Below are 25736 nucleotides of genomic sequence, written 5' to 3'. Positions count from 1 at the left end.
AATCGCGGAAGACGCGTTCTAGAACCCGAAGGCGGCCAGTCCCTCGGCGAGGGTGGCGGCAACGAGATGGGCGTGAACGCCGTCGGTCGCGTGCTGATCGGGCACCTGAACCACGGTCATGCCCGCCGCACGTGCCGAACTGGCGCCTGTTTCGCTGTCCTCGAAGGCAAGGCACCGGTCGGGCGCAGCGCCCAGGGCCGCCGCCGCCACCTCGTAGGGGGAGGGATGGGGCTTGGGCGAAGTGGCATCCTCGACCGTGATGACGGCGCCGAAGAAATGACCGAACCCGGCGCCCCTGATCTTGGCGGTCGCCATGTTTCGGCGGCTTGAGGTGCAGATCGCCATCGGAAGGCCGTGCAGGCGGATGCGTTCGAACACCTCGGGCACGCCCGGCTTCAGGGGGATGCCGGCGTCAAAGCGGATCTCGCACAGCCTGTCCCATTCGGCGAAGAAAGCGGCCCGATCCAGCGATCTGCCGGTCTGCTCGGCGATCAGTTCCGCGCGGCGATTGTCGTCGATGCCAGCGAGGGTTTCGAAGAAATCCAACCCCACGGGATGGCCAAGCGCATCACAGGCGGCGACGCCGGTTTCATTGCACAGCACCTCGGTGTCGATCAGCGTGCCATCGAGATCGAAGATCACGGCATCGAATGACGACGGCCTAGAAATCGAGGACGAAGCGTTGAAACCCGTTGTCAGTTGATCCCGCATGTCGAATTGACCTTCCCACAATATCGCTGACATGGGCTGTCGACCCGCATCCGCTCAAGAACGAGGCAGAGGTGTCAGGAATCGACGCGAAACGCCAGACCTCTTGCGGCGTGGGATCGAATTCGGCGAGGCTGAAATACGCGGTGAGGATGTCGATGATCGGGGCCTCCAGCCGCGTGACGGACCGGGCCTGACGTGCCTCGGCATAGCCGCCGCCGCCGCTTGCTCGGAAGCTGTTGGTCAGCACAATGACACGGTCTGTCGGGGTGATTGCCCGGCCGCCGGCGAGACGGATGTTGCGGACCCGCTCGGTCGGACGTGTGGGGTCGATCTCGTAGGTCAGGCCATGGATCACGTCGAACTGGTAGGGCGGCACCTGGGGGTCGATCAGGGGCTGGTCGTGCCCGCCGGGTTCGATCCGTGCAAAGATCCGTGCGGCATGGTCAAGCCAGCGGCGGAGTTGATCGCCGTCCAACTCGATCGCGCAGAGGTCGTTGGGAAAGGGATAAAGCTCTGTCGCATGCCGCAAGAGAAGGGGGCCTTTCGGAATATCGACATATCCGGCCACCCCACCATGGCCACCGGCCCGGAACGGAGAGACCGCGGCCAAGAGGGGCAAGCCCGCGTCGGCGAGCGACGTCTCCTGCCGGGCAAACCTTTCGAGAGCGCGGGCCGTGACCGACAGGGCGCTGCAGGGGGCGGCCAGCGTGAAGTAGGAGTGGATCGGCGCCGGTGTATGACCCACCTCACGGCGGATAAATCGCAACGTCGCCTCGTGCGTTCTGGCCACGACCTGCCCGATCGGAGCGATATCCAGCCTGGCCAGATCGTCGTCGGCGGCCTCGACCGGTTCGGCGCTGCATTCGAAACCGCTGACTTTCCAGCCCTGACCATCATGCGACAGGTCCAGATCCACCCGCCCAAGATGTGAGCCATAGGCGCCCGGCATCACGACAGGGATGCCGCATATGGACCCGGCAACCGGATCCGCATCGGCAAGGTCGTCCCACCTTGGCCCCGGAAAGACCCTGTGGACGTGGCCCGCGACGATCGCGTCGATCCCACCGACGGAGGCAAGCTGGGCCACGGCATTTTCCTTAACGTCGGGGTCCGCGGCTGCCGCGATACCGGAATGGGCCAGCGCCACCACGATATCGGCCCCGGCCTCGCGCAGGCGCGGCACAAACTGGCGTGCGGTCTCGACGATGTCGCATCCGTGGAGGTCGGACCCGACGGAGAAGCTTTCCCATTCCACGGTCTGGGGCGGCGCGAAGCCCACGATCCCGATCTTGAGGACCCGTTTGGCCCCGTCGGGCGCGGTGATCGTCTTGTCGATCAGCGCAAGCGGCACAAAGCCCGGCGAACCCTGCCGCCCCGACGGGTCACTGGTGCGGACGATATTCGACGACACGAAGGGAAAATGCGCGCTTCTGGTCAGATCGTCGATGAAGTCGAGGCCAAAGGTGAAGTCATGGTTGCCGGGGGTCACCGCGTCATAGCCCATGTCGTTCATGGCGGCGATCATCGGATGAACCCGGTCGTGCCCCAGTTGGACGGCGTCGGACACCGGGCTGCCCTGATAGGCATCGCCATTATCGACCAGCAGCACGGCTGTCCCGGGGCACGACAGGAAATCCCGTGTCAGTCGTCGGAACAGTTTCGCAACCGACACAAGTCCGCGTCCCGGAGCGGGGCGATCCGACAGGTAGTCATGGGGTGCGAACTGCATGTGCAGATCCGTCGTCGCGAGGATGCGAAGACGTGCCGATGGTCGATCAGCGTCCCGATTCCGATCCGTATCCGAGTTCAAGCAGGATGTCCGTACGTATTTTCAACCTATGGGCGATTAAACCTTTTTCTGTGCGAATGTCGATGGTTTGGAAAACCATTCGTGAGAAATTGCGGTTTCCCTCGGATCGTGTCAATTCAATGCCATGAAGATAGCAGAGACGGTCACCTTCGGTGGCTCCGCACTTGATCGGCGTGCCGATCTGAGATCCCGGCCAGACACGCTTGCCTCGCTGATGTTGCAGGACGATGCCGGTATTGTCCCGTTCTGGCGGGGCAAACCGCTTGTCACACGCGCCGGCGACGATATCGCGCTGGGCTGGCTCAAACCGGGTCACGAGGCGCTGGAGGATGCCGTGGAGCCGCCGGTCTTTCTCGGTCTCGACGAGGGACGGCCGGTATGGGCGGCCGATATCTCGCGCTGGAACCCCGAGGATGTCGACCTGTCGACGCTTGGCCTGTTCCTTGATCCCAGCGAGCAGCATCATCCCGACATCGGCGATGACATGTGGTTCGCCGAATTGCGCGCGGTGATGATCCGTCTCGATCCACGCAATGCCGAGCTTGCGGCATCGGCCAAGGCGGTGCTCGGCTGGCATCAGACGCATGGGTTCTGTTCGCGCTGTGGCAGCCGGAGCCGGATCGAGATGGCCGGCTGGCAGCGGGTCTGCCCGGATTGCGGCGGTCATCATTTCCCGCGAACCGATCCGGTCGTGATCATGCTGATCCTCAACGGCAATGATGTTCTGCTGGGCCGCAGCCCCGGCTGGCCGGAGGGCATGTATTCTCTGCTTGCCGGATTCGTCGAGCCGGGCGAAAGCCTCGAGGCCGCGGTTCGTCGCGAGGTGTTCGAGGAAACGGCGGTCAAGGTGGGGTCGGTGTCCTATCTCGCCTCTCAGCCCTGGCCGTTTCCGGCCTCGCTCATGTTCGGTTGCATGGGCCATGCGACAAGCCGCGAGATCGAAGTCGATCCCGAGGAAATCGAACACGCGCTTTGGGTCAGCCGCGAGAGGCTGGCCGCTGCGTTCCGGAACGAAGATGATACGATCAAGCCGGCAAGACCGGGGGCAATTGCACGATTTCTGCTCGAAAACTGGCTGGCCGACCGGCTGGACTGAGTTTGAATTGACCTTGCTCCGTCAGGGCGCATAATCCCAAGTAAAGCAGTCAGGCAGAGGCAGGTATGGAATTCAGCACACGTCAGGATATCGAGGCGCCGATCGCATTTGTCTTCGAGGAAGTCACGAATTTCACGTCGTTTGAGCGGCAGGCCCTGAGGCGCGGTGCCGATATCCAACGCAGGGACAAGATTGACCATCCAGGCATCGGTGTCGGCTGGGATATCACCTTCAGCTTCCGGGGCAAGGACAGGCACATCTCGGCGGAAATCACCGAGTTCGACCGTCCGAACGGTTATCGCGTGCAATCCGTCGCCTCGACCATCGATGCGGATCTGGTCGTCGATCTGTTGCCGTTATCGAAGGGCCGAACGCGCCTTTCGGTCACGATGACGCTCAGCGCCAAGAACCTCGGGGCCAAGTTGATGCTCCAGTCGCTCAAGGTCGCGAGATCGACGTTGAACGGACGCTTCAGCAACCGCGTTGAAAAATTCGCGGCCGAGGTCGCGGATAAACATGCCCGGCGGATGGCCGGGTCCTAGTCCGCAGTCGGATGGCAATCCAAGGGTGATCGTCAAATCCTTGCCAGTCCTGCCTGTGGGTCTTTAGTCTGATGACGTCGGGGTGCGCTGGACATTGCCATGATCTATTCCTTTGCCGGAATGACGCTGGACGAAACGGCCCACCGCCTTGTGCGGAACGGGCAGACGATCCCGGTTGAGCCGCAAGTATTCGATATTCTGCGCCTTTTTGCCTCCAATGCCGGAAACCTTGTCTCGAAGGACGACCTGATCGATGCGGTCTGGGGTGGCCGGATCGTGTCGGAGGCGACGATCAGCGCCCGGATCAATGCCGCCCGCAAGGCCGTGGGGGATAGTGGCAGCGAACAAAGGATCATTCGGACGGTTCAGCGGCGCGGGTTTCAGATGGTGGCCGAGGTGGAGCATCTCCAGCCCTCTGAACCACTGGCTCCGGCCGCCATCCAGCAGACGATCCGCTACACCAGCTCTGCCGACGGCGCCAGCATCGCCTGGTCGACCGCGGGCGAGGGGACGCCACTTCTTTACACGTGGCATCACCTGTCGCATCTGGAACAGGATTGGGGCAGCCGGCTCCTGCACACGCATATCATGGCCTATGCAGAACGCTATCGTCTGGTGCGTTACGATATCCGGGGGGCAGGCCTGTCTGACGCCCTCAAGCCCGGGGACCGGTTCGAGAATCATGTCGACGATCTTCTTGCGGTGGCGAATGCGGCCGGTCTGACGCGGTTTCCCATCGTGGCCACGCTTCAATCATCGGCATTCGCGATCAGGTTCGCGGCGACCCACCCGGAACGGGTGTCGTGCCTCGTGTTTCACAATGGCTACGCGCGGGGCCGGTCTTTGAGGGAAAACGCGCCAGAGGCGGCGGAGAACGATCCGTTCATCTCGCTCCTGAACAGCGGTGGCTGGGGAGACCCGGACAACGGGTTCATGCGGGCCTGGGCCACGATGGTGCAGCCTATGTCCAGCGCCGAGGAAACGACCGAGCTGATCCGGCTGATCGCGCAGACCGGATCGACGCAGGCCGCACTCTTGCAGCGTCGTATACTCGATACGGTCGATGTGCGGTCCGATCTGGCACGGATCGAGGCGCCAACGCTGGTTATCCATTCGCGGATGGGTGCGGTGCATCCCGCGGCGGAAGGGCGGCAAATCGCGGCAGGCATTGCCGGCGCCGAATTCCTCGAGGTCGACAGCTCGAACACGTTCTTCATCCCGACCGAACCCGCCTATGAGCGGGTCTTTGCCGCCACGACCGCGTTCCTCGATCGGCATTCCGGTGCCGCGGACTAGGCCAGTCTAGTCTTCCTTGCGGCGCGGCGAAGCGGGATAGACGCCCATCAGTTTTACCATATCGGTGAAGTAATCGAGCTCTTCGAGGGCAAGCTGAAGGTTGCGGTCATCGGGATGGCCTTCGACCTCGGCAAAAAACTGGGTGGCGTGAAAGCTTCCGCCGACCATATAGCTTTCCAGCTTGGTCATGTTCACGCCATTGGTCGCGAATCCGCCCATCGCCTTGTAGAGCGCGGCGGAGATGTTGCGCACCCGGAAGACAAAGCTGGTGACCATGCCATGGTCGCCGCGGCGGTTCAGGTCGATATCCCGGGCCATGACAAGGAACCGGGTCGTGTTCTTGTCATGGTCCTCGATATTGCGGGCCAGCACGTCCAGACCATAGATTTCGGCGGCCAACTCTGACGCGAGCGCAGCGGCCGTCATGTCGTCGCCCGAAGCGACATCACGCGCGGCGCGCGCATTGTCAGGGCTGACACGCGGCGTGATCGAGTTCTGCCGCAGGAATGTCGCGCATTGCGGCAGGATCACCGTGTGGCCAGAGGCGGTTTCGATCTGTTCGAGCCGGGCCCCCGGCTTTGCCAGCAGGTTGATATGGACCCTGACAAAGGCCTCATCGACGATATGCAGCCCGCTTTGCGGCAGCAGGTGATGCACATCCGCAACCCGACCATAGGTCGAATTCTCGACAGCGATCATCCCCAGATCGGCCTCGCCGCTGCGCACCGCGCGGATGGCATCGTCAAAGCTGTGGCAGGGCAGTGGTTCGAACCCCGGACGGGCCTCGACACAGGCCTGATGGCCATAGGCACCAAGCTCTCCCTGGAACGCAATTCGTTTCGCCATAGGTCCTTTCCTCCTGCCTGCCATGAAAACGGGCATTTGGTCGCGCCTCTACACCTTGCTTTCCGGCGAAGTAAGCGGATAGATAGCCGCGAATTTGCGAACGGGAATGGAACGCGACATGTTCGACACAATGACCATGACAAAGATCGTCGGCGGCCTTTGCAGCACGCTTCTGATCTTTCTTCTTGGCGGCTGGGCGGCCGAGCTGATCTATCACGGTTCCGGTGGCCACTACGACGAAGAGCAGGCCTATGTGATCGAGGTCGAAGGCGGGGATGGCGAAGAGGTGGCCGAAGTGGTCGAGGTCCCGTTCGAAGAGCTCTATGCCGCCGCGACCGCGGATGCCGGCGAAGCGGTGTTCCGCAATTGCCGCGCCTGTCACGCGGTCGAGGCCGGTCAGAACGGCACAGGCCCCTACCTGCACGGCGTCGTGGGCCGCGATGTCGGAGCTGCGCAAGGGTTCAACTACTCCGGTGCCCTGTCCGAGGCCGCCGATGTCTGGACCCCGGAAAACCTGAACGCCTTCCTCGAGGATCCCAAAGGTTACGCCCCCGGGACATCGATGAGCTACAACGGTCTGCGCGATCCCGAGGATCGGGCCAACCTGATCGCCTATCTCGACAGCCTCGACGGCTAGTCATTCAAGGCCCCGGGCCCGGCCCGGTGCATGGTCACGACGCCGCCCCGATGCATGCGCGGGCGGCGTTTTCGTGCAGAACGACCGGATTTCATGCAGCAACGTTGCCGTGAGTTAACACATTCGCAACTTGCACATTCGCCAAATCGGTCTTTAGCCTTATCTGTAGCGAGATCACGTCATCAGAAACGTCGGAGAGCCTCATGTCAGATCGTTCCGCCTGTGCAACGCAATCACGGACAAACGCAGTCGCGTCTGATTGGAGATACTGGTCGATCGGTGCGGCGCTTGCCGTTGCGGCGGGCCTCGCCTCACAGGGCGCCTGGGCGCAGGACGGCGAGACGATCGTCAGTCACGGCTACACCAATTTCGGCGAGCTGAAGTACGGGCCCGACGACATTCTGGCCTATGTGAACCCGGACGCGCCGAAGGGTGGCGATATCGCGCTGTGGTCGCAGGGATCGTTCGACAGCTTCAACCCCTATGCCCGCGAAGGCTCCACGGTGACGCTGGCAACGCTGCCCTATGAAAGCGTTCTGACATCGACGGCAGACGATCCCTATGGGTCGTACTGCTACCTGTGCGAGACGATGGAATATCCCGAAAGCCTTGACTGGGTGATCTTTACCATGCGGCAGGATGTGACCTTTGCCGATGGCACGCCCATGACGGCCGAAGATGTCGCCTTTACCTTCAACCTGTTTCAGGAGCAGGGGATCGCGGAATACCGCAACGTGGTCAGCCAGTTCATCTCGGAGGTCGAGGTTCTGGACGATTACCGGGTCAAGTTCACCTTCACCGAAGACGCGCCACGCCGCGACGTGATCGGCTTTGCCGGGGGCACCTCGGTCTTTTCCAAGGCGTGGTTCGAGGAAACCGAAGCCCGGATCGACGAGGTCGCCAAGGCGCCCTTCATGGGCACGGGCGCCTATGTTCTGGAAGAGGTCGACTGGAACCGGCGTGTCGTCTTCGACCGCAATCCCGACTGGTGGGGCACGGCGCATCCGATCAACACCGGGCGCAACAATTTCGACGAGATTCGCGTCGAATACTTCGCCGACAGCTCGGCCGCGTTCGAGGGCTTCAAGTCCGGCGCCTATACCTTCCGCAACGAGAACAGCTCGTTGCAATGGGCGACGGGATACGAATTCCCCGCCGTCGAAAACGGCTGGGTCGTGACGGCGGAACTGCCTGACGGGACGATCGGATCGGGGCAGGGCTTTGTGTTCAACCTCGACCGCGAAAAATGGCAGGATAACCGCGTTCGTCAGGCCATCAACATGATGGTCAACTTCGAATGGATGAACGAGAGCCTGTTCTACGGCATCTATGACCGTCCGACCTCGTTCTGGGACAATTCGGACCTGCGCGCCGAAGGCTTGCCCAGCGAGGGGGAGATCGCAATCCTTCAGCCGCTGGTCGATGACGGCCTGCTGCCCGCGTCGATCCTGACAGAACCGGCGGTGATGCCCTATGTCTCCTCGACGACGGAACGGCCGCTGGACCGTGGCCTTCTGCGGCAAGCCTCTGCGCTTCTGGACGAGGCCGGCTGGGTGGCCGGCGAAGACGGCATTCGCCGCAAGGACGGGGAGCCTCTGACAGCCGTTTTCCTGCAATTCTCGCCGCAATTCGACCGTATCGTGAACCCCGTCATCGAGAACCTCGAACGCCTTGGCGTTCAGGCCACGCTCGACCGCGTGGATACCTCGCAATATATCGAGCGTCGCCGTTCGGGTGATTTCGATCTGGTGAACCACTCGCTCGGTCAGGGTTACGAGCCCGGCACCGGCCTGCGCCAGTGGTTCGGCTCGGAAACGGCGGATGACAGTTCCCGCAACCTGATGCGCTTGCGCTCCGAAGGGGTCGACCAGCTTCTTGACGTGGTGATCGCGGCGGAGGGCCTAGAAGAACTGACCACTGCGACGCGCGCGCTGGACCGTGTGCTTCGGGCCGAAGGGTTCTGGATCCCGCAATGGCAGAAGAACACGCATACCATCGCGTACTACGACATGTATCGCTATCCCGAACCCCTGCCGCCGCTGGCCCTCGGGGAGCTGGATTTCTGGTGGTATGACGCAGACGCCGCGGCCGAACTCGAGGCGGCAGGCGCCTTCCAGTAAGGCAGGATCATGGGTGCCTATATCCTCCGACGCTTGTTGCTCGTGATCCCCACGCTTCTGGGGATCATGATCATCAACTTCACGCTGATCCAGTTCGTCCCGGGCGGGCCGATCGAGCAGATCATCGCCCGCATGGAAGGCGGCGGTGATGTGTTCGAGACGATCGCCGGCGGCGGATCGGAGCTGGCGGCCGAAACGGAGAGTGACAGCGACTATATTGGTGCCCGCGGACTGCCCCCGGAATTCATCGCCGAACTTGAACGGGAATTCGGCTTCGACAAGCCCCCGGTCGAGCGGTTCCTGAATATGATGTGGGATTACATCCGCTTCGACTTTGGTGAGAGCTGGTTCCGGTCGGTGTCGGTCGTCGATCTGGTGCTGGAGAAGATGCCGGTGTCGATCACGCTTGGCCTTTGGTCCACGCTGATCGCCTATCTCATCTCAATCCCGCTGGGTATCCGCAAGGCGATCAGGGACGGCACGCCCTTCGACACATGGACATCCGGGGCGATCATCATCGGATATGCGATCCCCGGGTTCCTGTTCGCGATCCTGCTGATCGTGCTGTTCGCGGGCGGCAGCTATTGGCGCATCTTCCCGCTGCGCGGGCTGACCTCGGACGATTGGGAAAACCTGAGCCTGATCGGTAAGGTCCTGGACTACCTGTGGCACATCACCCTGCCGGTCTTTGCCTCGACGATCTCGGCCTTCGCGACACTGACGCTTCTGACGAAGAACAGCTTTCTCGACGAGATCAAGAAGCAATACGTGATGACCGCGCGCGCCAAGGGCCTGTCGGAACGTCGCGTTCTGTATGGCCATGTGTTCCGCAACGGGATGCTGATCGTCATCTCGGGCTTTCCGGCGCTGTTCATCGGTGTGTTCTTCGGCGGCAGCCTGATCATCGAGACGCTGTTCTCGCTGGACGGGCTGGGACGGCTGGGCTTCGAGGCGGCGGTGGCGCGTGACTATCCGGTCGTGTTCGGCACGCTGTTTGCCTTTTCGCTCATGGGTCTGATCATCGGGATCATCACCGACCTGACCTATGTCTTCATCGATCCCCGCATTGACTTCGAAAGCAGAGGCTGATGGCAGAGATCGCATATCCCGACCCGACGCCCGAGACCCCGCCGCCGAGCCCCGAACGGCCCAAACGGCGCTGGCTTTCCCCGTTGAACGAACGCCGCTGGCGGAATTTCCGGCGCAACCGTCGGGCCTATTGGTCGCTGATGATCTTCACCTTCCTGTTCGTGCTGTCGCTGTTCGCGGAATTCATCGCCAACGACAAGCCGATCCTCGTGAATTACCGGGGCGACCTGCGCATGCCGGTCTTTGCCTTCTATTCCGAACAGGATTTCGGCGGCGATTTCCCCACGGAGGCCGGCTATTCAGACCCGGAAGTCCAATGCCTGATCGTCACGGGCGGTCTGGTGGAATGCTTTGACGACCCCGACGGGTTGATCGAGGCGGTCGCCAACGGGGAAGACCTGCCCTACGAGGGCTTTGATGCGGGCTGGATGATCTGGCCGATCATTCCCTATTCCTACAACACGGTTGTCGATGTGCCGGGCGTGGCCCCTGCGCCGCCATCAGAGACCAACTGGCTGGGCACCGACGACACCAAACGCGACGTGGTGGCCCGGGTGATCTACGGCTTCCGCCTGTCGGTGTTCTTTGCGCTGGTGGTGACGGCGGCATCGTCGGTCATCGGGATCGTTGCGGGTGCCGTTCAGGGCTATTTCGGCGGCTGGACGGACCTGCTGTTTCAGCGGTTCATCGAGATCTGGACTGGCACGCCGTCGCTGTACGTGATCATCATCATCTTCGCGATCCTTGGGCGAAGTTTCTGGCTCATCGTGTTCCTGACAGTGCTGTTCGGATGGCCAGCGCTGGTGGGAGTGGTGCGCGCGGAATTCCTCCGGGCGCGGAATTTCGAATACGTGCGCGCCGCGCGCGCGCTGGGCGTGTCGAACCGCGTGATCATGTTCCGCCACATGCTGCCCAATGCGATGGTGGCGACCGTCACGATGCTGCCCTTCCTCGTGACGGGCGCAATCGCGACGCTGGCGTCTCTGGATTTTCTGGGCTTCGGCCTGCCGTCCTCGGCCCCCTCGCTGGGTGAGCTGACCTTGCAGGCCAAGCAGAACCTTCAGGCGCCGTGGCTCGGGTTCACCGCGTTCTTCACCTTCGCGATCATGCTGTCGCTGCTGGTGTTCATCTTCGAGGGCGTCCGCGACGCGTTCGACCCCAGAAAGACGTTCTCATGAGGCGTGAAACAAATTTAGGTAAATTTGTTGCGCGCGTGTGGCCGGCATGAGCGCTTCGGTTCTGAACGTGCGCGATCTTCGGGTGGCCTTCCGGCAGGATGGCACCCTGATCCCTGCCGTGCGTGGCGTATCCTTCGATGTGGGCAAGGGAGAGACCGTGGCCCTGGTCGGCGAATCCGGTTCGGGCAAATCGGTCACGGCGCTGTCGACGGTCAAGCTTCTGGGGGACAATGCCGAGGTTTCGGGTTCCGTTACCTATGGCGGGCGCGAAATGATCGACGCCGACGACGTTGCCCTGCGCGAGGTACGCGGCAACGACATCTCGTTCATCTTTCAGGAACCGATGACCTCTCTGAACCCGCTGCACACGCTGGAAAAGCAGTTGCGCGAATCGATCGAGCTGCATCAGGGCCTGCGCGGCGATGCGGTCCGGACCCGGATTATCGAGCTTCTGACACAGGTCGGCATCCGCGACCCCGAAGACCGGCTGACAGCTTATCCGCACCAGCTTTCCGGCGGACAGCGGCAACGCGTGATGATTGCCATGGCGCTGGCCAACAATCCCGAGCTTCTGATCGCGGACGAGCCCACCACCGCGCTCGACGTGACGATCCAGGCCCAGATCCTAGAGTTGTTGGCCGATCTCAAGGCGCGCCAAGGCCTGTCGATGCTATTCATCACCCATGATCTGACGATCGTGCGCAGGATTGCCGATCGAGTCTGTGTCATGAAGGATGGCGAAATTGTCGAGCATGGACCGACCGAGCAGATTTTCAGCGCGCCGCAGCACGAATATACCCGCATGCTTCTGTCGGCGGAATCGGCGGGGCGCCCGGCACCCGTGCCGGCGGGCGCCGAACTGATTGCCCAGACCGAAGACCTGCGGATCTGGTTCCCGATCCATCGGGGGTTGTTGAAACGGACGGCGGGCTATGTGAAGGCCGTCAACGCGGCGACGCTTTCGGTCCGGGCCGGAGAGACGGTCGGGATCGTCGGCGAATCGGGGTCGGGCAAGACGACGCTCGCGCTTGCCATCATGCGGCTGATCGGGTCCGAGGGTCCGATCCTGTTCCAGGGTAAGCGGCTCGACGGCTTGTCACAACGACAGCTGCGCCCGGTGCGCAAGGATATGCAGATCGTGTTTCAGGACCCGTTCGGCAGCCTCAGCCCGCGCATGACGGTGGAACAGATCATTGCCGAAGGCCTGGGCGTGCACGGGGTCGAGCCGGGCCGCAACCGGCGCGAAATGGTGGCCGAGATCATGCAGGAGGTCGGCCTCGACCCCATCATGATGGACAGGTATCCCCACGAATTCTCGGGCGGCCAGAGGCAACGGATCGCAATCGCGCGTGCCCTGATCCTCAGGCCCCGGCTGATGGTGCTGGACGAACCGACATCGGCTCTGGACATGACGGTTCAGGTTCAGATCGTCGAGCTTTTGCGGCAGTTGCAGGTGAAATTCGGGCTGGCCTATATCTTCATCAGCCACGACCTGAAGGTCGTGCGCGCGCTGAGCCACAAGGTCATGGTGATGCGCAATGGGGACGTGGTCGAACACGGCGATGCGGTCGAAATCTTCGACAATCCCCAATCGGATTATACCAAGGCCCTGATGGAGGCGGCCTTCGTCGAGCCGCCCCAATCAGCCTGAGACCCTGATCTAGCTGTCGTCCGTTCCGATCATGAAACAGGTGGTCCCGCGCGCCTGAAGCCTGCGGCAGGCCATGTCGGCATCTTCCCGGGTCAGGCCCATGAAATTCGCGTCGAATCCCCCCGAGCGCTGGATCACGCGGCGCAGGGCGCCGTTGAGAGCGCCGGGTTCTGCCAGCGCCACCTGGATCAGGATGCGTTCGGCCTCGCCCCGATTCGGGAAGCGACCGACATTCACACCCCAGTAGCGACCGCCGGAGGTGGAGACCCGGGTCACGACCTCGGGTTCCGGCGCGGGCGCAGCCTCGGCGGGGGCAATGGCCTCGGCCGTCATGATGATTTCGGCAGGCCGGACCGGCGGTGTCACTTCGACGACTTCGGGCGCGAGCGGGGTGGCCGCTGCGATCACGGTCTCTTCGGTGGCGGCTGCGTCGGCTCCGGCGGCCACCGAGGTGGCATCGGCGAATTTCGTGGCGTCAGGAATTTCTGGCGGGGCCGGGTCTTCCATCGGCGCCGCGAGGGCCATCGCCAGCGCGTCGTCGATGGCGGCGGTAGTCGAGGCGACAAGTTCTGGGGAGGGGGTCGCGACCGGTCTCGATTGTGGGCGAAGCGCGCGCTCGACAAGGCCGGAGACGCGGATCGTGCGCGCCACAGGGCCGCGCGGTATGTTGTTGCCGACCACGATTTCGGGCGCCTGCGTGACATAGGCATCGGGCGCGTCCGGGGCGCTAACCCTTGCCCGTCTGGGTGCTTCGCGGAACCCTAGGTCCATCAATTCGGCCACGCGGGCATTGCGGTTGGCCGAGGATGTTCCGCCAAAGACCGTCGTGATGATCCGCACGCCATTGCGTTCTGCCGAGGCCACGAGGTTGAACCCGGCGGCATTGGTGAAGCCCGTCTTGATTCCGTCGGCACCTTCATAGCTGTCGAGAAAGCGGCGGTTCGTGTTGCGGACCGTTGCGATGCCCGCATCGGCCGTCCGGCGTGAGAACAGGTTATAATATTGCGGGAAGTCGTAGATCATGTGGCGCCCGAGGATCGTCATGTCGCGTGCCGTCGACATGTGACCGCTCTCGGTCAGGCCGTGCATGTTGATGAAGTTCGTCTGCGTCATCCCCATCGCCCGGGCGGTCGCGTTCATCCGGGCCGCGAAGGCCTCTTCCGATCCCGAAATCGCGATCCCGATCGCGGTTGCGGCATCGTTGGCCGATTTCACGGCCGCAGCGCGGATCAGATAGCGCAGGCGGATCGACTGCCCGGCCCGAAGCCCGATCTTTGACGGCGGTTCGGCCGCCGCCGCCGAGGTGATGCGCACCTCGGTATCAAGATCGATTTCACCCCGGCTGACCGCCTGAAAGGCGATGTAGAGCGTCATCATCTTTGTCAGCGATGCGGGATGCAGGCGTGTTTCGGCGTTCTGACTGTGCAGAACCTCGCCTGTGCGCGCGTCCATGACCATGGCTGCAAATGGCGCTGACCATCCGGCCGTTGGCGCCAATGCCCCCGCAAGCATCATGAATAGCAACATGAGCCCGAGTCGGGCTGCTTGTCCGATACGACCTATCACGTCGTTTGCCCTTGTACTGCCTCATGGTGCCGATTTTTTGGAGGCACCTTATGATTTGAACAAAAACTAACACGACCTGCGAAGGCAGAAAATACCCTAATTTCAGGAACTTTAGGCGTGACTCTCATGCAACTGCGCAATATGTGGGCGCGTTTCCGCGTCGACACGCAACATGCGGCGGGCCGGGTCACGATTGCGGCAGGATTGTGGCCGTCAGGCGATCTTGTCCAGCAATTCCGGCAGCGCCGTCATCGTCTCGATCCGGTGGAATCGCGGGTGGCCCGAGGGTGCATCGGCCTTCTCCATTTCCCAGGTCAGATCATGCGGGATATGGATCCCGTGTGCCCCGGCCTCGATCGCAGGGATGATATCGGAACGTAGGGAATTGCCGACCATCACCGCACGGTCACGCCCCTGAAAGATGCGGGCATAGGTCGGGGCGGTCTTTTCACTGACGATCTCGACCCGGTCGAAATGATCGCCCAGGCCCGATTGGGCCAGCTTGCGTTCCTGATCCAGAAGATCGCCCTTCGTCACGAGGATAAGCCCTGCGGATCCCTTGAGCGACACGATCGTCTCTTCGACGCCGGGAAGAAGCTCGATCGGGTGCGCCAGCATCTCCTGACCTGCGGCGATCAGTTCGGAGATCACCGAGGCCGGAACACGTTCTTCTGTCACTTCGATCGCTGTCTCGATCATCGACAGGACGAATCCCTTGATGCCATAGCCATAATGGCCGAGGTTGCGCCGTTCTGCGGCAAGAAGCCTGTCCGACAGGTGATCGGCGTCGGCATGATCCCTCAGCAAATCCGCGAATCGCGCCTGCGTCAGTTGAAAGAATCTCTCGTTATGCCAAAGCGTGTCGTCCGCATCGAAACCGATCGTCCAGCCCTCGAACTGTTTCATGTTGCATCCTTGCCAAATGCGGGCTTTTCACAGAGCCTCATGAGATTATATAAAGCTCTGCACGAGACGGATCACCCTAAGAAAACGAAAGCGATCATGCGCGCCGATTTCTACATGATGTCTGAGGGGACCGGGGGTGACGACGATGTCGGGGTCAAGCTTGATACCCGTACAAAGACAAAGCGTCCGCCCCTCTACAAGGTCCTTATCCTCAATGACGATTACACGCCGATGGAATTCGTCGTGCACGTTCTCGAGCGGTTTTTCGGGATGAACCATGCTCAGGCCTTTGAACTGATGCTGACGGTCCACAAGAAGGGGATCGCCGTCGTCGGTGTCTTTTCCTTCGAGATTGCCGAGACAAAGGTGGCGCAGGTGATGGATTTCGCCCAGCGGCATCAGCACCCGCTGCAATGCACGATGGAAAAGGAGTAAGGCACCGTTTCGGTGCCGTCCTGCCATGGCCAGATCTCGCCTGAGCACGGCCCTCTCCGAGGGCTTTCTTTCCCTGCCCGAGGATGGGGACATCGTCGTGATCCGGCCACCGGTCGGCCATGACCTGTCAGATCTTCCGCGAGACAGAACCCGGATCATCCACGGGTTTCGACCCGATGCCGATTTCTGGTCGGAGATGGGGTTCGAGGTTGCCCGTTCCACCGAAAACGCGGCCTTGACGATCGTCGTGGTCCCCCGATCCAAGCGGCAGGCCCGCGCGCTTGTCGCGAAGGCTGCCACGCTGGGCGGGGCGATCGTCGTCGATGGCGCCAAGACAGATGGCGTTGACGGCCTGTTTCGCGAAATCAGGAGCCGTCTGGGCGAGATGCCCAGCATCACCAAGGCGCATGGCCGTCTGTTCGCATTCACAGCCACGGCTGCCGATTTCGCAGATTGGGCCCATGAGGGCCCGGAGAAGGGCCCGCAGGGCTATTACATCCAGCCCGGCATCTTTTCCGAGGATGGCACAGACAGGGGATCTGTTCTGCTGGCCGAGACTTTGCCTGCGAAACTAGGTGCACGGGTTGCCGATCTGGGCGCGGGCTGGGGATATCTTGCAGCACAGGTTCTGACGCGGGACACGGTTGAACAGGTCCATCTGGTCGAGGCCGAGGCCGATGCGCTGGATTGCGCACGGCTCAACATCACCGACGACAGGGCCGCGTTCCATTGGGCCGATGCGCGAGACTTCACCGCCGATCAGCCCTTCGATACTGTCGTTTGCAATCCGCCGTTCCACACAAGCCGCAAGGCCGAACCCTCGCTAGGCGAGGCGTTCATCGCGGCGGCGGCGCGGCTCCTGTCGCCGCAGGGGGAGCTTTGGCTTGTGGCGAACCGCCATCTGCCCTACGAGGCCGCCCTTCGCGAGGCCTTCACCACCGTCGAAGAGGCGGGCGGCGATTCGGCGTTCAAGATTTTTCGTGCCGCGCGGCCCAAGCGAGACCGCGGCCGGCGCCGCTGAGGAGAGACAGATGTCCTTTTCCATTGCAGGCAAGACGGCCATCGTGACCGGTGCCGCCCACGGGGTGGGTCTTGCCATCGCGCGACGGTTCGTCGAGGCGGGTGCGAATGTCGTCTTTGCCGACCGTGACGAAGATGCCCTGCGCCACGAGGTCGAGGGGCTGGTCGATGACGAAGACGGACATGTCCGCCTCTTCGCCGGCGATCTTAGGGAGAAGTTGACGATCGCCAATCTGCTGTCGCTGACGGTCGATGCCTTCGATCAGGTCGATATCCTCGTGAACGCCTCGCGGCAGGTCCTGAAGACCGACCCTCTGGACCCGGATGATTTCAGTGTCTCGACGCTGCTCGAGCAGAACATGATGACAGCGCTCAGGCTGAGCCAGGCGACGGCGAAGCGGATGATCAAGCAGGTCGAGGATGAGGAAAATCCGACCTCGGCCGGTTCGATCATCAACCTGTCGTCCATCGCGTCGCGCCGCGCGCATCCCGATCTGCTGGCCTATTCGGTCAGCTCGGCCGCGATGGACCAGATGACACGGTCATTGGCCGTGGCCTTTGCACCAAAGGGCATCCGGGTGAACGCCGTGGCCTTCGGCAGCGTCATGAGCGCCAGCCTCAAGGGCGCACTGCGCGACGACCGCGAGATGCGGGAAGAGATCGTGGATCACACACCACTCAAGCGGATCGCCGGCCCGGGTGAGGTGTCGGATGCGGTCCAATACCTTGCCTCTGACGCCTCGGCCTTTGTCACCGGGCAGATCCTGACCGTGGACGGCGGCCGGACCCTGATCGACCCGGCCTGCGTTCCGGCGCATTAGCGCGACCGATCACTCCGGATAGGCGGCGATGCACTGCTGAATGGCGGCATCCGTCGACCGCTGAAGCTGCGCCTGTCGTTCTAGAAGCGAGTCGAGCTTGGCCCGTTCGGCATTCAGGTCGATTGCCACGGGCACATTGCGCTCGAATGTCTGGGTTTCTTCACATGGGAACGTGAAGGTGCTGCCATCTTCGTTGGTGCCGGTGCAGGTCGTGCGGATTACCCGAACGTCCTGAACCTCCTCGAGGGCATAGCCCCGGGTGATGTTCTGCTGCGTCTCGGCGATCAATCCGCTCAGAACCCGCGATTCGCGGGTCACGTCGTTGATGCACTGCTCGCGGGGCGTGGCGCAGGCCGCAAGGAGCAGGGGAAGTAGGAACAGGGCGCGACGCATGTGAGAACTCCGATCTTGTCCGTCAGCCAATTGTGGTGGCCTGACGGAAACGATGCTAGGAGCCATTGCTATGCAATAGCAATCGGAGATCAGAGGCGAGATGACGGCGATGGACGCAGAAAAGGCCCGCGCGTCGGGTTGGTTCAGGGAATTGAGGGATCAGATCGTCGCGGCGTTCGAGGGGCTGGAGGCAAGCCACGACACCGGACCGTTGTCAGAGGCCGCGCCCGCGGTGTTCGAAGTGACGGAGACGCGCCGCGCCTCGGACGACGGCAGCGATGCGGGCGGCGGGCTGATGAGCGTCATGCGTGGCGGCCGTGTCTTCGAGAAGGTCGGTGTCAACATCTCGACCGTCTATGGCACGCTTGGGGAACGCGCGCAGAAGGCCATGGCGGCCCGCGGCGTTCCCGGCATGGAAGAGGATCCGAGGTTCTGGGCCAGCGGCATCAGCCTCGTGGCGCATATGCAGAACCCGCATGTACCCGCCGTCCACATGAACACCCGTATGTTCTGGACGCCCGGCGCATGGTGGTTCGGCGGCGGATCGGACCTGAACCCCTGCATCGAATATGACGAAGACACGGCGCATTTCCACGCGACCCAGAAGGCGCATCTCGATCCCCATGGTGAGGCGCATTATCCGCGGCTCAAGGAATGGGCGGACGAGTATTTCTATATCCCGCATCGCAAACGGGCGCGCGGCGTCGGCGGCATCTTCATGGATGACCACAATACCGGCGACTGGGAGACCGATTTCGCGCTGACACAGGATATCGGCCGGGCCTTCCTGCCGGCCTTTGTTCCGCTGGTCGAAAAGCGTCGGGTTCAGGGCTGGTCAGAGGCTGACAAGGAGGCGCAGCTTGTTCATCGCGGGCTCTATGCCGAATACAACCTTGTCTATGACCGGGGCACGAAGTTCGGGCTCGAGACCGGGCATGACGCCAATGCCGTCCTGATGAGCCTGCCGCCGCTGGCCAAATGGATCTGATGCCCTTTTGATAAGGGATGGCGGTGCGACGCTCGGGCCGAAAAAGGCCCATCGCCCCGCCCGCCATCCCGTAAAGTGCCGGGTCAGCCGTTTCGGATGGTGTCAATCATAAGCTGAACGTTTTCCGGGTCCGCATCGGGCGTGATGCCGTGGCCGAGGTTGAAGATATGCGGCCCGCCGGAGAAGGCTTTCACGATGGCGCGCGTCTCCGACACGAGCGCATCGCCCCCGGTGACCATGTGCGACGAGGCGAGGTTGCCCTGCACACAGCCGTCTTTCTGGACATGTTCCGCCGCCCATTCGGCCGACACGCCATCGTCGAGCGCAATGCAATCGGCGCCGATGGCCGCATGTGTTCCGGCGAAGCGTTCGCCCGCGCCGCGCGGAAAGGCGATCACGGGCAGGCCCGGATGCCGGGCCTTGAGTGCGGCGGTGATCTTGCGCATCGGTTCCAGTGAATAGGCCTCGAAGTCGTGGCCCTTGAGCGAACCTGCCCAGCTGTCGAAAAGCTTCACGCATTCCGCGCCGGCCTCGGCCTGGGCCGAAAGATATTCGATCGTGGCGTCGGTCAGCAGGTCGATGATCGCCTCGAACGTGGCGCGATCCTCGGTCTTGAGCGCATGGGCTGGTGCCTGATCGGGCGTGCCGCGCCCGCCGATCATGTAGGTTGCGACCGTCCAGGGCGCACCGGCGAAACCGATCAGCGTCGTTTCGGACGGCAATTCGCGCGCGAGGATCCGCACCGTTTCATAGACCGGGGCGAGGTGGTCATGGATCGCATCCGCGGGCTTCAGCGCCTTGACGCCATCCATGTCAGTCGTGGTTGACATGCGCGGCCCCTCACCGGTGACAAACCACAGGTCGACACCCAGAGCCTGCGGCAGAAGCAGGATATCGGCGAAGAGGATCGAGGCATCGAATCCGTAGCGGCGGATCGGCTGAAGCGTCACCTCGGCGGCCAGTTCGGAATTATAGCACAGCGACAGGAAATCCCCGGCCTCGGCGCGGGTTGCGCGGTATTCGGGCAGATAGCGGCCCGCTTGCCGCATCATCCAGATGGGGGGGGTGGGCAGGGTTTCACCGGCAAGTGCGCGAAGGATCAGTTTGTCTTGGGCCATGGATGCTCCTCTTTGGAAACGTCGTCTCAGCCCGCCGTTGGCAAGTCAAGAGAGTTGTCAGGTTTGGTTTACAAGTCTAAGACGGTGACTGATGACTGGACAAGCATATACCCCGACTGAACCGATGCGCATCGGCACCCGCGGATCCCCGCTGGCGCTGGCGCAGGCACATGAAACCCGCGCCCGTCTGATGGCCGCCCACGGTTTGCCGGAGGCCGCCTTCGAGATCGTGGTCATCAAGGTGACGGGTGACGCCGTCCAGGACCGGCCGCTGAAGGAAATCGGCGGCAAGGGACTTTTCACGCGCGAGATCGAAGAGGCGCTTCTCGATGGCAGCATCGATATCGCCGTTCATTCGATGAAGGACATGCCGGTGGAACAGCCCGGCGGGTTGATCCTCGACACCTACCTGCCCCGCGAGGATGTGCGCGATGCCTTCGTCACGCTGGGCGAGGGTGGGCTTGCCGATCTGCCTCAGGGCGCGACTGTCGGCACCTCGAGCCTCAGGCGCAGGTCCCAGCTTCTGGCGCGGCGGCCCGATCTGAACGTGGTCGAGTTCCGGGGCAACGTGCAGACACGGCTGCGCAAGCTGAGCGAGAATGTCGCGGTCGCGACATTCCTGGCGACGGCGGGGCTGAACCGCCTCGGGATGTCGGATGTTCCCTACACACCGATCGAGCCCGACGAGATGCTGCCCGCCGTGGCGCAGGGGGCCATCGGGATCGAACGGCGGATGTCGGATGATCGCGCGGCAGAACATCTTGCCGCGATCCATGATGGCCCCACGGGCCAGAGGCTGGCGGCCGAGCGAGCCTTTCTCGCGGCGCTCGACGGATCGTGCGAGACGCCGATCGCCGGTCTGGCCGAACTCGACGGTGATCGTCTTCGCCTGAGAGGGGAGATCCTGCGCACCGACGGATCGGAGGTGCTGTCGGATGAGGCCGAGGGCCTGATCACCGATGGCCCCGAGATCGGCCGGATCATGGCCGAGGGGCTCTTGCGGCGGGCGGGGCCGGGCTTCTTCGGCTGAGCCGGTCATTGGCTTTACATCGGCGCACGACCGGATTCTATTCTCCCCGGGCTTCAGCGGGAGAGAATGAGCATGGCGACTGCGGAAATCGGGCTTGTCGGTCTGGGAACGATGGGATCGGCGCTTGCGCTGAACATCGCCGAGAAGGGATTTTCCATCGCGGTCTGGAACCGGACGGCATCCAAGACCCATGATTTCGTAGCCGAGGCGGGGAGCCTGGCCGACAGGATCACCCCGACAGAGACGCTTGCCGAATTCGTAGCGGCCATTGCCGCGCCGCGCGCGATCATCCTGATGGTCCCGGCCGGGCAGGCGGTCGACGATCAGATCGAGGCTCTGGCCCCGCATCTGGGCCCTGACGACCTGATCATCGATGCGGGCAACGCCAATTTTCACGACACGAATCGGCGCATGCGCGCGCTGAGCCATCCGTTCCTCGGCATCGGCGTCTCGGGCGGCGAGGAGGGCGCGCGGCACGGCCCGTCGATCATGGGAGGCGGACCGAAACAGCATTGGGATCGCGTCGAAAGGGTTCTGACGGCGATCGCGGCGAAGTTCGAAGAATCGCCCTGTGCGGCATGGCTTGGCGAAGAGGGCGCGGGCCATTTCGTCAAGGCGGTACACAACGGCATCGAATATGCCGATATGCAGCTGATCGCCGAAGCCTATGGCCTGATGCGTGACGGGCTGGACATGAACGCCGCCGATATCGGCAAGGTTTTCGATCGTTGGAACGAGGGGCCGCTGCAATCCTATCTGACCGAGATTTCGGGCATCGTCGCAGGCACTGATGATGCTGCCACCGGCGGGCCGCTTCTGGATGTGATCGTCGATGCGGCGGGCCAGAAGGGAACCGGCCGCTGGACGGCGATTGAGGCACAGCATCTGGGCGCGCCGATCCCGGTGATCGAGGCCGCGGTCGCGGCGCGCAACATGTCGGCCCGGCGCGAAGAACGCGCCACACTCGAAGATATCTACGGCCCGGGCCCGACGCGCATCGCGGCGGACACGCTTCCCCTCGAGACGCTTGAGAACGCGCTGATCGCAGGCAAGATCCTGTGCTATGCGCAGGGCTTCCAGATGATCGGGGCGGCATCTGATCAGTTCGGCTGGCATCTGGATGGCCCTGCCATCGCGCGGGTCTGGCGCGAAGGCTGCATCATCCGGTCAGCCATGCTCGATGATATGGCGACCGCACTGGACGAGGCGCCGGGCAGGTCGCTGATCGCGGCACCGTTCTTTGCCGATTGGCTGAAGAAGACCCATGCCGATCTGCGGGCTGTCGTGGCCATCGGCGCCGGCGCCGGAATCGCCGTGCCGGCCCTGTCGGCGGCACTGGCCTATTTCGATACCATGCGCACCGGGCGCGGCACAGCCAACATGATCCAGGGGCAGCGTGACTATTTCGGCTGGCACGGATTTGCCCGGCTTGACGATGGCACCAAGGATCGTCACGGACCCTGGGCAGAAGACTGAGACGCCGTTCAACCGGCGGGAGGCTGACGATGAGCTATCCATTCGAGGGGGACTGGACCCTGATCCCCGAATTGTCCCATTGCGATGAAGGGGCGCCGCCTTCTTCGGGCCATTACCGGATCTCGGTCGAGGACAAGGAACTCACCTTGCTGATCGACTGGGAAGATGCAGATGGCACGCCGCATCACGTTGAATTCACGGGGATGGCCGATGGGGCGATCCGCGAGGCGGGCGAAGTCGGCATGAAGGCGTCATTCCATATCAAGGATAACTGCGAGCTCATCTCGCACGCCTACAACTCGGGGATCGAGGTATCCTATGCCCACCGCCGGGCCAGCCGCGACGGGACGATCCTCAATGTCCTGCAGTTTCACAATCGCCCCGATGGCACCCGCTCCATGCGGCTGCAGACCTACCGGCGCAGCCAGCCCTGAGGCCAGCGCTGCGCAATGCGCGCGGGTTGTTTGGAGGGTGTTGGTAGCGTGGGGCGGACTTGAACCGCCGACCCCAGCATTATGAGTGCTGTGCTCTAACCAGCTGAGCTACCACGCCATACGCAACGGGAGGTCCGATACTGTGCCAGGTGACCCATGTCAAACGGGAAATGCGCCGATCCGTCCGGGCTGGACCTCGCCGGGCCGCTGGGTCAATCTTCGGCCGGGCAGACACTTGCATCAGAGGCGGGTTATGGGCGCTCCCTTTCCAGACGGGCAAGCGGGGTTCTTGCGCGATTTGTTCGACCGGGCGGTCGAGGTGGCCGATCCGATGCAGGTGATCCCCGGTGTTCTGCCGCCGCGCCCCGAAAGGGTGATCGTCATTGGCGCGGGCAAGGCCTCGGCCCGGATGGCGGAGGCGGTCGAATCGGTCTGGGGGCCTTGCGACGGCCTTGTCATCACGCGCTATGGCTATGCCCGCCCCTGCGCCGGGATCGAGATCGTGGAGGCCGCGCATCCCGTACCGGATGAGGCTGGGATCGCCGCGACCCGACGGATGCTCTCGCTGTTGCAGGGATTGGGAGAGGGAGATTTCGTTCTGGCCCTGATCTCGGGCGGCGGCTCGGCGCTGCTGTGCGCGCCTGCTGACGGGCTGACGTTGGCGGACAAGCAGGCCGTGACGGCCGGTCTTCTGGCCTCGGGCGCCCCGATCGGAGAGATCAATGGCATCCGCAAACAGCTTTCTGCGGTCAAGGGCGGCAAGTTGGCCGCGGCGGCTGCGCCTGCGCGTATGCTTGCCCTGATGATATCGGACGTGCCGGGCGACGATCCTGGCGACATCGCGTCGGGACCCACGGTCGGGGATCAGGGCGATGCGGCGCGCGCGGCACGGGCACTGGCGACATGGAACGTGACGGTGCCGCCCGCGGTGGCCGACTACCTCGCTCACGGGGACGAGACCGTTCCGCCGGGCGATCCGCGCCTTGCCGGTGTCGAGAACCGGATCATTGCCGCACCGTCGCAATCGCTCGATGCGGCCGCCGCGATGGTGCGAGAGGCCGGCTGTGTGGCCGAGATCCTCGGAGACGCAATCGAGGGCGAGGCGCGCGATGTGGCGGCACGTCATGCCCGGCTTGCTCTTGACCGGCAGAGGGCGATGGCGCCCGGCGATCCGTCGCTCCTCCTGCTGTCGGGGGGGGAGTTGACCGTGACGCGGCGGGGCGATGGCGTGGGCGGGCCCAATGCCGAATATGCCCTCGCGCTTGCCGTTGCCCTGCAGGGCGCGCCGGGCATCCACGCCATCGCCTGCGACACCGATGGCGTCGATGGGGCAGCCGAGGTGGCCGGGGCGATCATCGGGCCCGATACGCTGGTTCGGGGTCCGGATGCGGGGGATGCCCTTGCCCGCAACGACGCGCACACATTCTTTGGCAAGCTTGGGGACCAGGTCGTGCCCGGCCCCACGTTGACCAACGTCAACGATTTCCGCGCGATCCTGATCGAGCCGCGCCCGGGATAGTCCCTTTCAGGCCGCAACGAGAAGCGCGCCGGCGATCTTGTCCACATGAACATGATCCGTGCCGCAGCATCCGCCGAAGACGTTTATCGCCGGGTAGCTGTCCCGGAGATCGGCATATTGGCGCGACAATTCGTTCGGGTCGCCCTCTTCGAGATGGCCGAGTTGGCATAGGGTGCCGTGATCGAGGGTCGAGGCATTGGCGCGCAACCCGCCGATCCGATTGACCCACGGCGCCTGTTCAAGGGCCGGTCCGAAATCGACAGGGTGGGAACAATTGATCATGTAGTAGGCCGGTGCCGCACCGGTTGCCGCATCTACCGTCTCGATCGCCTCGCGGAGCGTTTCGCCGCTGCGGAGATTGCGATCCTTCTCGAGCGTGAAGGCGATGACCGAAGGAATGCCTGCCGATTGTGCCGCGCGGGCAATTCCGATCGCCTCGGCGCTGGTATTGAGCGTCAGCGCTGTCACGATATGGGCGCCTGCGGCCTTGAACGTGGCGATCTGTTCGGCGTGATAGGCCTCTGCGGCGTCGGCGGTCAGGGTCGCGTTGGTCTTGTAGGCATCGCCCTTGGGGCCGATGCAGCCGCTGATGACGGTCTGTTCCTGGGGCAGGCCCGCCTCGACGGCAATCTCGCGATAGAGGTCGAGGCACCGTTCGTTCATCTCGGCCAGTCCGGCGTCGGAATATCCCAGAAGCTGCCCCCAGTCGCGGCTGGCGCGATAGGTCAGGCTGTCGAATATGAATGGCGTTCCCCTCCGGACGGCAATATCGGCGAAGGATCGGTAGTATTCCCGGATCGCTGCTGTCGCGGTGGGATCGTTCAGCAGGTGAAAGGCGCTGAAATGCGGCAATTCGAAACCACGCTTGTAAAGTAGCCAGGTTTCGGTGCCGCCATCTGTCAGGAAGATATCCTTGCTTTGATGAGGAAGCGTGGGCTCGGTCCGGGGCATTGTCCTGTCCTTTCTCTGGGTCCTGTCGGGATCACCCCAAGCCTAGGTTCCGGCCGGTTTTCTTGACAAACGACCATTCCTGAATCGATGATCAAGAAGATCT

Annotated in this window: 24 protein-coding genes and 1 tRNA gene; 16 read left to right on the top strand and 9 right to left on the bottom strand. The window is 63.0% G+C overall.

The genetic code is table 11. The features are described 5' to 3' along the window. Positions 1 to 18: 18 nt before the first annotated feature. A complete protein-coding gene (locus EP376_RS08415) occupies positions 19 to 711 on the bottom strand; it encodes an HAD family hydrolase (protein ID WP_164744892.1) in 693 nt (230 codons plus the stop codon). Beyond that, on the bottom strand, positions 662 to 2521 hold the full coding sequence (locus tag EP376_RS08410; RefSeq protein WP_255519446.1) for a 5'-nucleotidase C-terminal domain-containing protein: 1860 nt from the start codon (positions 2519 to 2521) through the stop codon (positions 662 to 664). Before EP376_RS08410 ends, EP376_RS08415 begins: the two co-directional genes overlap by 50 nt. 124 nt (positions 2522 to 2645) lie before the next feature. Here EP376_RS08410 and nudC point away from each other — a divergent pair, with 124 nt between their 5' ends. From nudC to EP376_RS08395, 3 genes are all read left to right on the top strand, one after another. Then, positions 2646 to 3617 (top strand): NAD(+) diphosphatase, encoded by a 972-nt coding sequence (gene nudC / locus EP376_RS08405; RefSeq protein ID WP_127655111.1) that lies wholly within the window; start codon positions 2646 to 2648, stop codon positions 3615 to 3617. A 65-nt stretch (positions 3618 to 3682) separates the two neighbouring features. Then, positions 3683 to 4159 carry an SRPBCC family protein gene (locus tag EP376_RS08400; protein WP_127655110.1) on the top strand — a complete coding sequence of 159 codons (477 nt, stop codon included), beginning with the start codon at positions 3683 to 3685 and terminating at the stop codon, positions 4157 to 4159. A 99-nt stretch (positions 4160 to 4258) separates the two neighbouring features. Beyond that, complete coding sequence (locus EP376_RS08395) at positions 4259 to 5455, top strand: alpha/beta hydrolase (protein WP_127655109.1); 1197 nt, start codon at positions 4259 to 4261, stop codon at positions 5453 to 5455. A 6-nt stretch (positions 5456 to 5461) separates the two neighbouring features. On the opposite strand, the gene EP376_RS08390 is transcribed toward EP376_RS08395, so the two are convergent. Further along, entirely contained in the window at positions 5462 to 6301 is an 840-nt protein-coding gene (locus EP376_RS08390; RefSeq protein WP_127655108.1) for a prephenate dehydratase, read from the bottom strand. Between the two features lie 118 nt (positions 6302 to 6419). Here EP376_RS08390 and EP376_RS08385 point away from each other — a divergent pair, with 118 nt between their 5' ends. From EP376_RS08385 to EP376_RS08365, 5 genes are all read left to right on the top strand, one after another. Next, complete coding sequence (locus tag EP376_RS08385; RefSeq protein WP_127655107.1) at positions 6420 to 6938, top strand: c-type cytochrome; 519 nt, start codon at positions 6420 to 6422, stop codon at positions 6936 to 6938. A 203-nt stretch (positions 6939 to 7141) separates the two neighbouring features. Next, positions 7142 to 9058 carry an extracellular solute-binding protein gene (locus EP376_RS08380; protein WP_127655106.1) on the top strand — a complete coding sequence of 639 codons (1917 nt, stop codon included), beginning with the start codon at positions 7142 to 7144 and terminating at the stop codon, positions 9056 to 9058. A gap of 9 nt (positions 9059 to 9067) precedes the next feature. After that, on the top strand, positions 9068 to 10147 hold the full coding sequence (locus EP376_RS08375) for a microcin C ABC transporter permease YejB (RefSeq protein WP_127655105.1): 1080 nt from the start codon (positions 9068 to 9070) through the stop codon (positions 10145 to 10147). After that, positions 10147 to 11325 (top strand): ABC transporter permease, encoded by a 1179-nt coding sequence (locus EP376_RS08370; protein WP_127655104.1) that lies wholly within the window; start codon positions 10147 to 10149, stop codon positions 11323 to 11325. Before EP376_RS08375 ends, EP376_RS08370 begins: the two co-directional genes overlap by 1 nt. A gap of 46 nt (positions 11326 to 11371) precedes the next feature. Next, positions 11372 to 12976 (top strand): ABC transporter ATP-binding protein, encoded by a 1605-nt coding sequence (locus EP376_RS08365; protein WP_127655103.1) that lies wholly within the window; start codon positions 11372 to 11374, stop codon positions 12974 to 12976. A gap of 9 nt (positions 12977 to 12985) precedes the next feature. On the opposite strand, the gene EP376_RS08360 is transcribed toward EP376_RS08365, so the two are convergent. Next, positions 12986 to 14503, bottom strand: coding sequence for a serine hydrolase (locus EP376_RS08360; protein ID WP_420837121.1), 1518 nt, complete (start codon positions 14501 to 14503; stop codon positions 12986 to 12988). A 252-nt stretch (positions 14504 to 14755) separates the two neighbouring features. Further along, positions 14756 to 15448, bottom strand: a complete 693-nt coding sequence (locus EP376_RS08355) for an HAD family hydrolase (RefSeq protein WP_127655102.1) — start codon at positions 15446 to 15448, stop codon at positions 14756 to 14758. Positions 15449 to 15544: 96 nt separating this feature from the next. Here EP376_RS08355 and clpS point away from each other — a divergent pair, with 96 nt between their 5' ends. From clpS to EP376_RS08340, 3 genes are read left to right on the top strand one after another with little or no spacing between them, the layout of a single operon-like run. Then, positions 15545 to 15883 carry an ATP-dependent Clp protease adapter ClpS gene (gene clpS / locus EP376_RS08350; RefSeq protein WP_127655101.1) on the top strand — a complete coding sequence of 113 codons (339 nt, stop codon included), beginning with the start codon at positions 15545 to 15547 and terminating at the stop codon, positions 15881 to 15883. Between the two features lie 25 nt (positions 15884 to 15908). Continuing rightward, a complete protein-coding gene (locus EP376_RS08345; protein WP_127655100.1) occupies positions 15909 to 16904 on the top strand; it encodes a class I SAM-dependent methyltransferase in 996 nt (331 codons plus the stop codon). Positions 16905 to 16914: 10 nt separating this feature from the next. Next, positions 16915 to 17724, top strand: a complete 810-nt coding sequence (locus tag EP376_RS08340; RefSeq protein WP_127655099.1) for an SDR family NAD(P)-dependent oxidoreductase — start codon at positions 16915 to 16917, stop codon at positions 17722 to 17724. Between the two features lie 9 nt (positions 17725 to 17733). Here the strand turns inward: EP376_RS08340 and EP376_RS08335 are convergent, their stop codons facing one another. Further along, on the bottom strand, positions 17734 to 18117 hold the full coding sequence (locus tag EP376_RS08335) for a hypothetical protein (RefSeq protein ID WP_127655098.1): 384 nt from the start codon (positions 18115 to 18117) through the stop codon (positions 17734 to 17736). A 100-nt stretch (positions 18118 to 18217) separates the two neighbouring features. Here EP376_RS08335 and hemF point away from each other — a divergent pair, with 100 nt between their 5' ends. Then, positions 18218 to 19105 (top strand): oxygen-dependent coproporphyrinogen oxidase, encoded by an 888-nt coding sequence (hemF, locus tag EP376_RS08330; RefSeq protein WP_127655097.1) that lies wholly within the window; start codon positions 18218 to 18220, stop codon positions 19103 to 19105. A gap of 83 nt (positions 19106 to 19188) precedes the next feature. Here hemF and hemE read toward each other — a convergent pair whose 3' ends face one another. Continuing rightward, the gene (gene hemE, locus EP376_RS08325; RefSeq protein WP_127655096.1) at positions 19189 to 20223 is read right to left on the bottom strand and encodes a uroporphyrinogen decarboxylase; all 1035 of its coding nucleotides are present in this window, start codon (positions 20221 to 20223) and stop codon (positions 19189 to 19191) included. 91 nt (positions 20224 to 20314) lie between these two features. On the opposite strand from hemE, the gene hemC reads away from it, so the two are divergent. The 3 genes from hemC (at position 20315) to EP376_RS08310 (ending at position 23163) form a co-directional block, all read left to right on the top strand. Continuing rightward, positions 20315 to 21253, top strand: coding sequence for a hydroxymethylbilane synthase (gene hemC, locus EP376_RS08320; RefSeq protein ID WP_127655095.1), 939 nt, complete (start codon positions 20315 to 20317; stop codon positions 21251 to 21253). A gap of 72 nt (positions 21254 to 21325) precedes the next feature. Next, on the top strand, positions 21326 to 22729 hold the full coding sequence (gene gndA, locus EP376_RS08315; RefSeq protein WP_127655094.1) for an NADP-dependent phosphogluconate dehydrogenase: 1404 nt from the start codon (positions 21326 to 21328) through the stop codon (positions 22727 to 22729). 29 nt (positions 22730 to 22758) lie between these two features. Continuing rightward, on the top strand, positions 22759 to 23163 hold the full coding sequence (locus EP376_RS08310; RefSeq protein WP_127655093.1) for a hypothetical protein: 405 nt from the start codon (positions 22759 to 22761) through the stop codon (positions 23161 to 23163). Between the two features lie 41 nt (positions 23164 to 23204). Here EP376_RS08310 and EP376_RS08305 read toward each other — a convergent pair. Next, a tRNA-Met gene (locus EP376_RS08305) sits at positions 23205 to 23281 on the bottom strand. A gap of 135 nt (positions 23282 to 23416) precedes the next feature. On the opposite strand from EP376_RS08305, the gene EP376_RS08300 reads away from it, so the two are divergent. Continuing rightward, positions 23417 to 24682, top strand: a complete 1266-nt coding sequence (locus EP376_RS08300; protein WP_127655092.1) for a glycerate kinase type-2 family protein — start codon at positions 23417 to 23419, stop codon at positions 24680 to 24682. Between the two features lie 6 nt (positions 24683 to 24688). On the opposite strand, the gene EP376_RS08295 is transcribed toward EP376_RS08300, so the two are convergent. Beyond that, positions 24689 to 25633 carry a homocysteine S-methyltransferase family protein gene (locus tag EP376_RS08295; RefSeq protein WP_127655091.1) on the bottom strand — a complete coding sequence of 315 codons (945 nt, stop codon included), beginning with the start codon at positions 25631 to 25633 and terminating at the stop codon, positions 24689 to 24691. Positions 25634 to 25736 lie beyond the last annotated feature (103 nt).

Source organism: Alexandriicola marinus (assembly GCF_004000435.1).
Taxonomy (GTDB): Bacteria; Pseudomonadota; Alphaproteobacteria; order Rhodobacterales; family Rhodobacteraceae; genus Alexandriicola; species Alexandriicola marinus.
The sequence above is the reverse complement of the archived record's forward strand: the minus strand, read 5'-3'. Positions and strand labels throughout refer to the sequence as shown.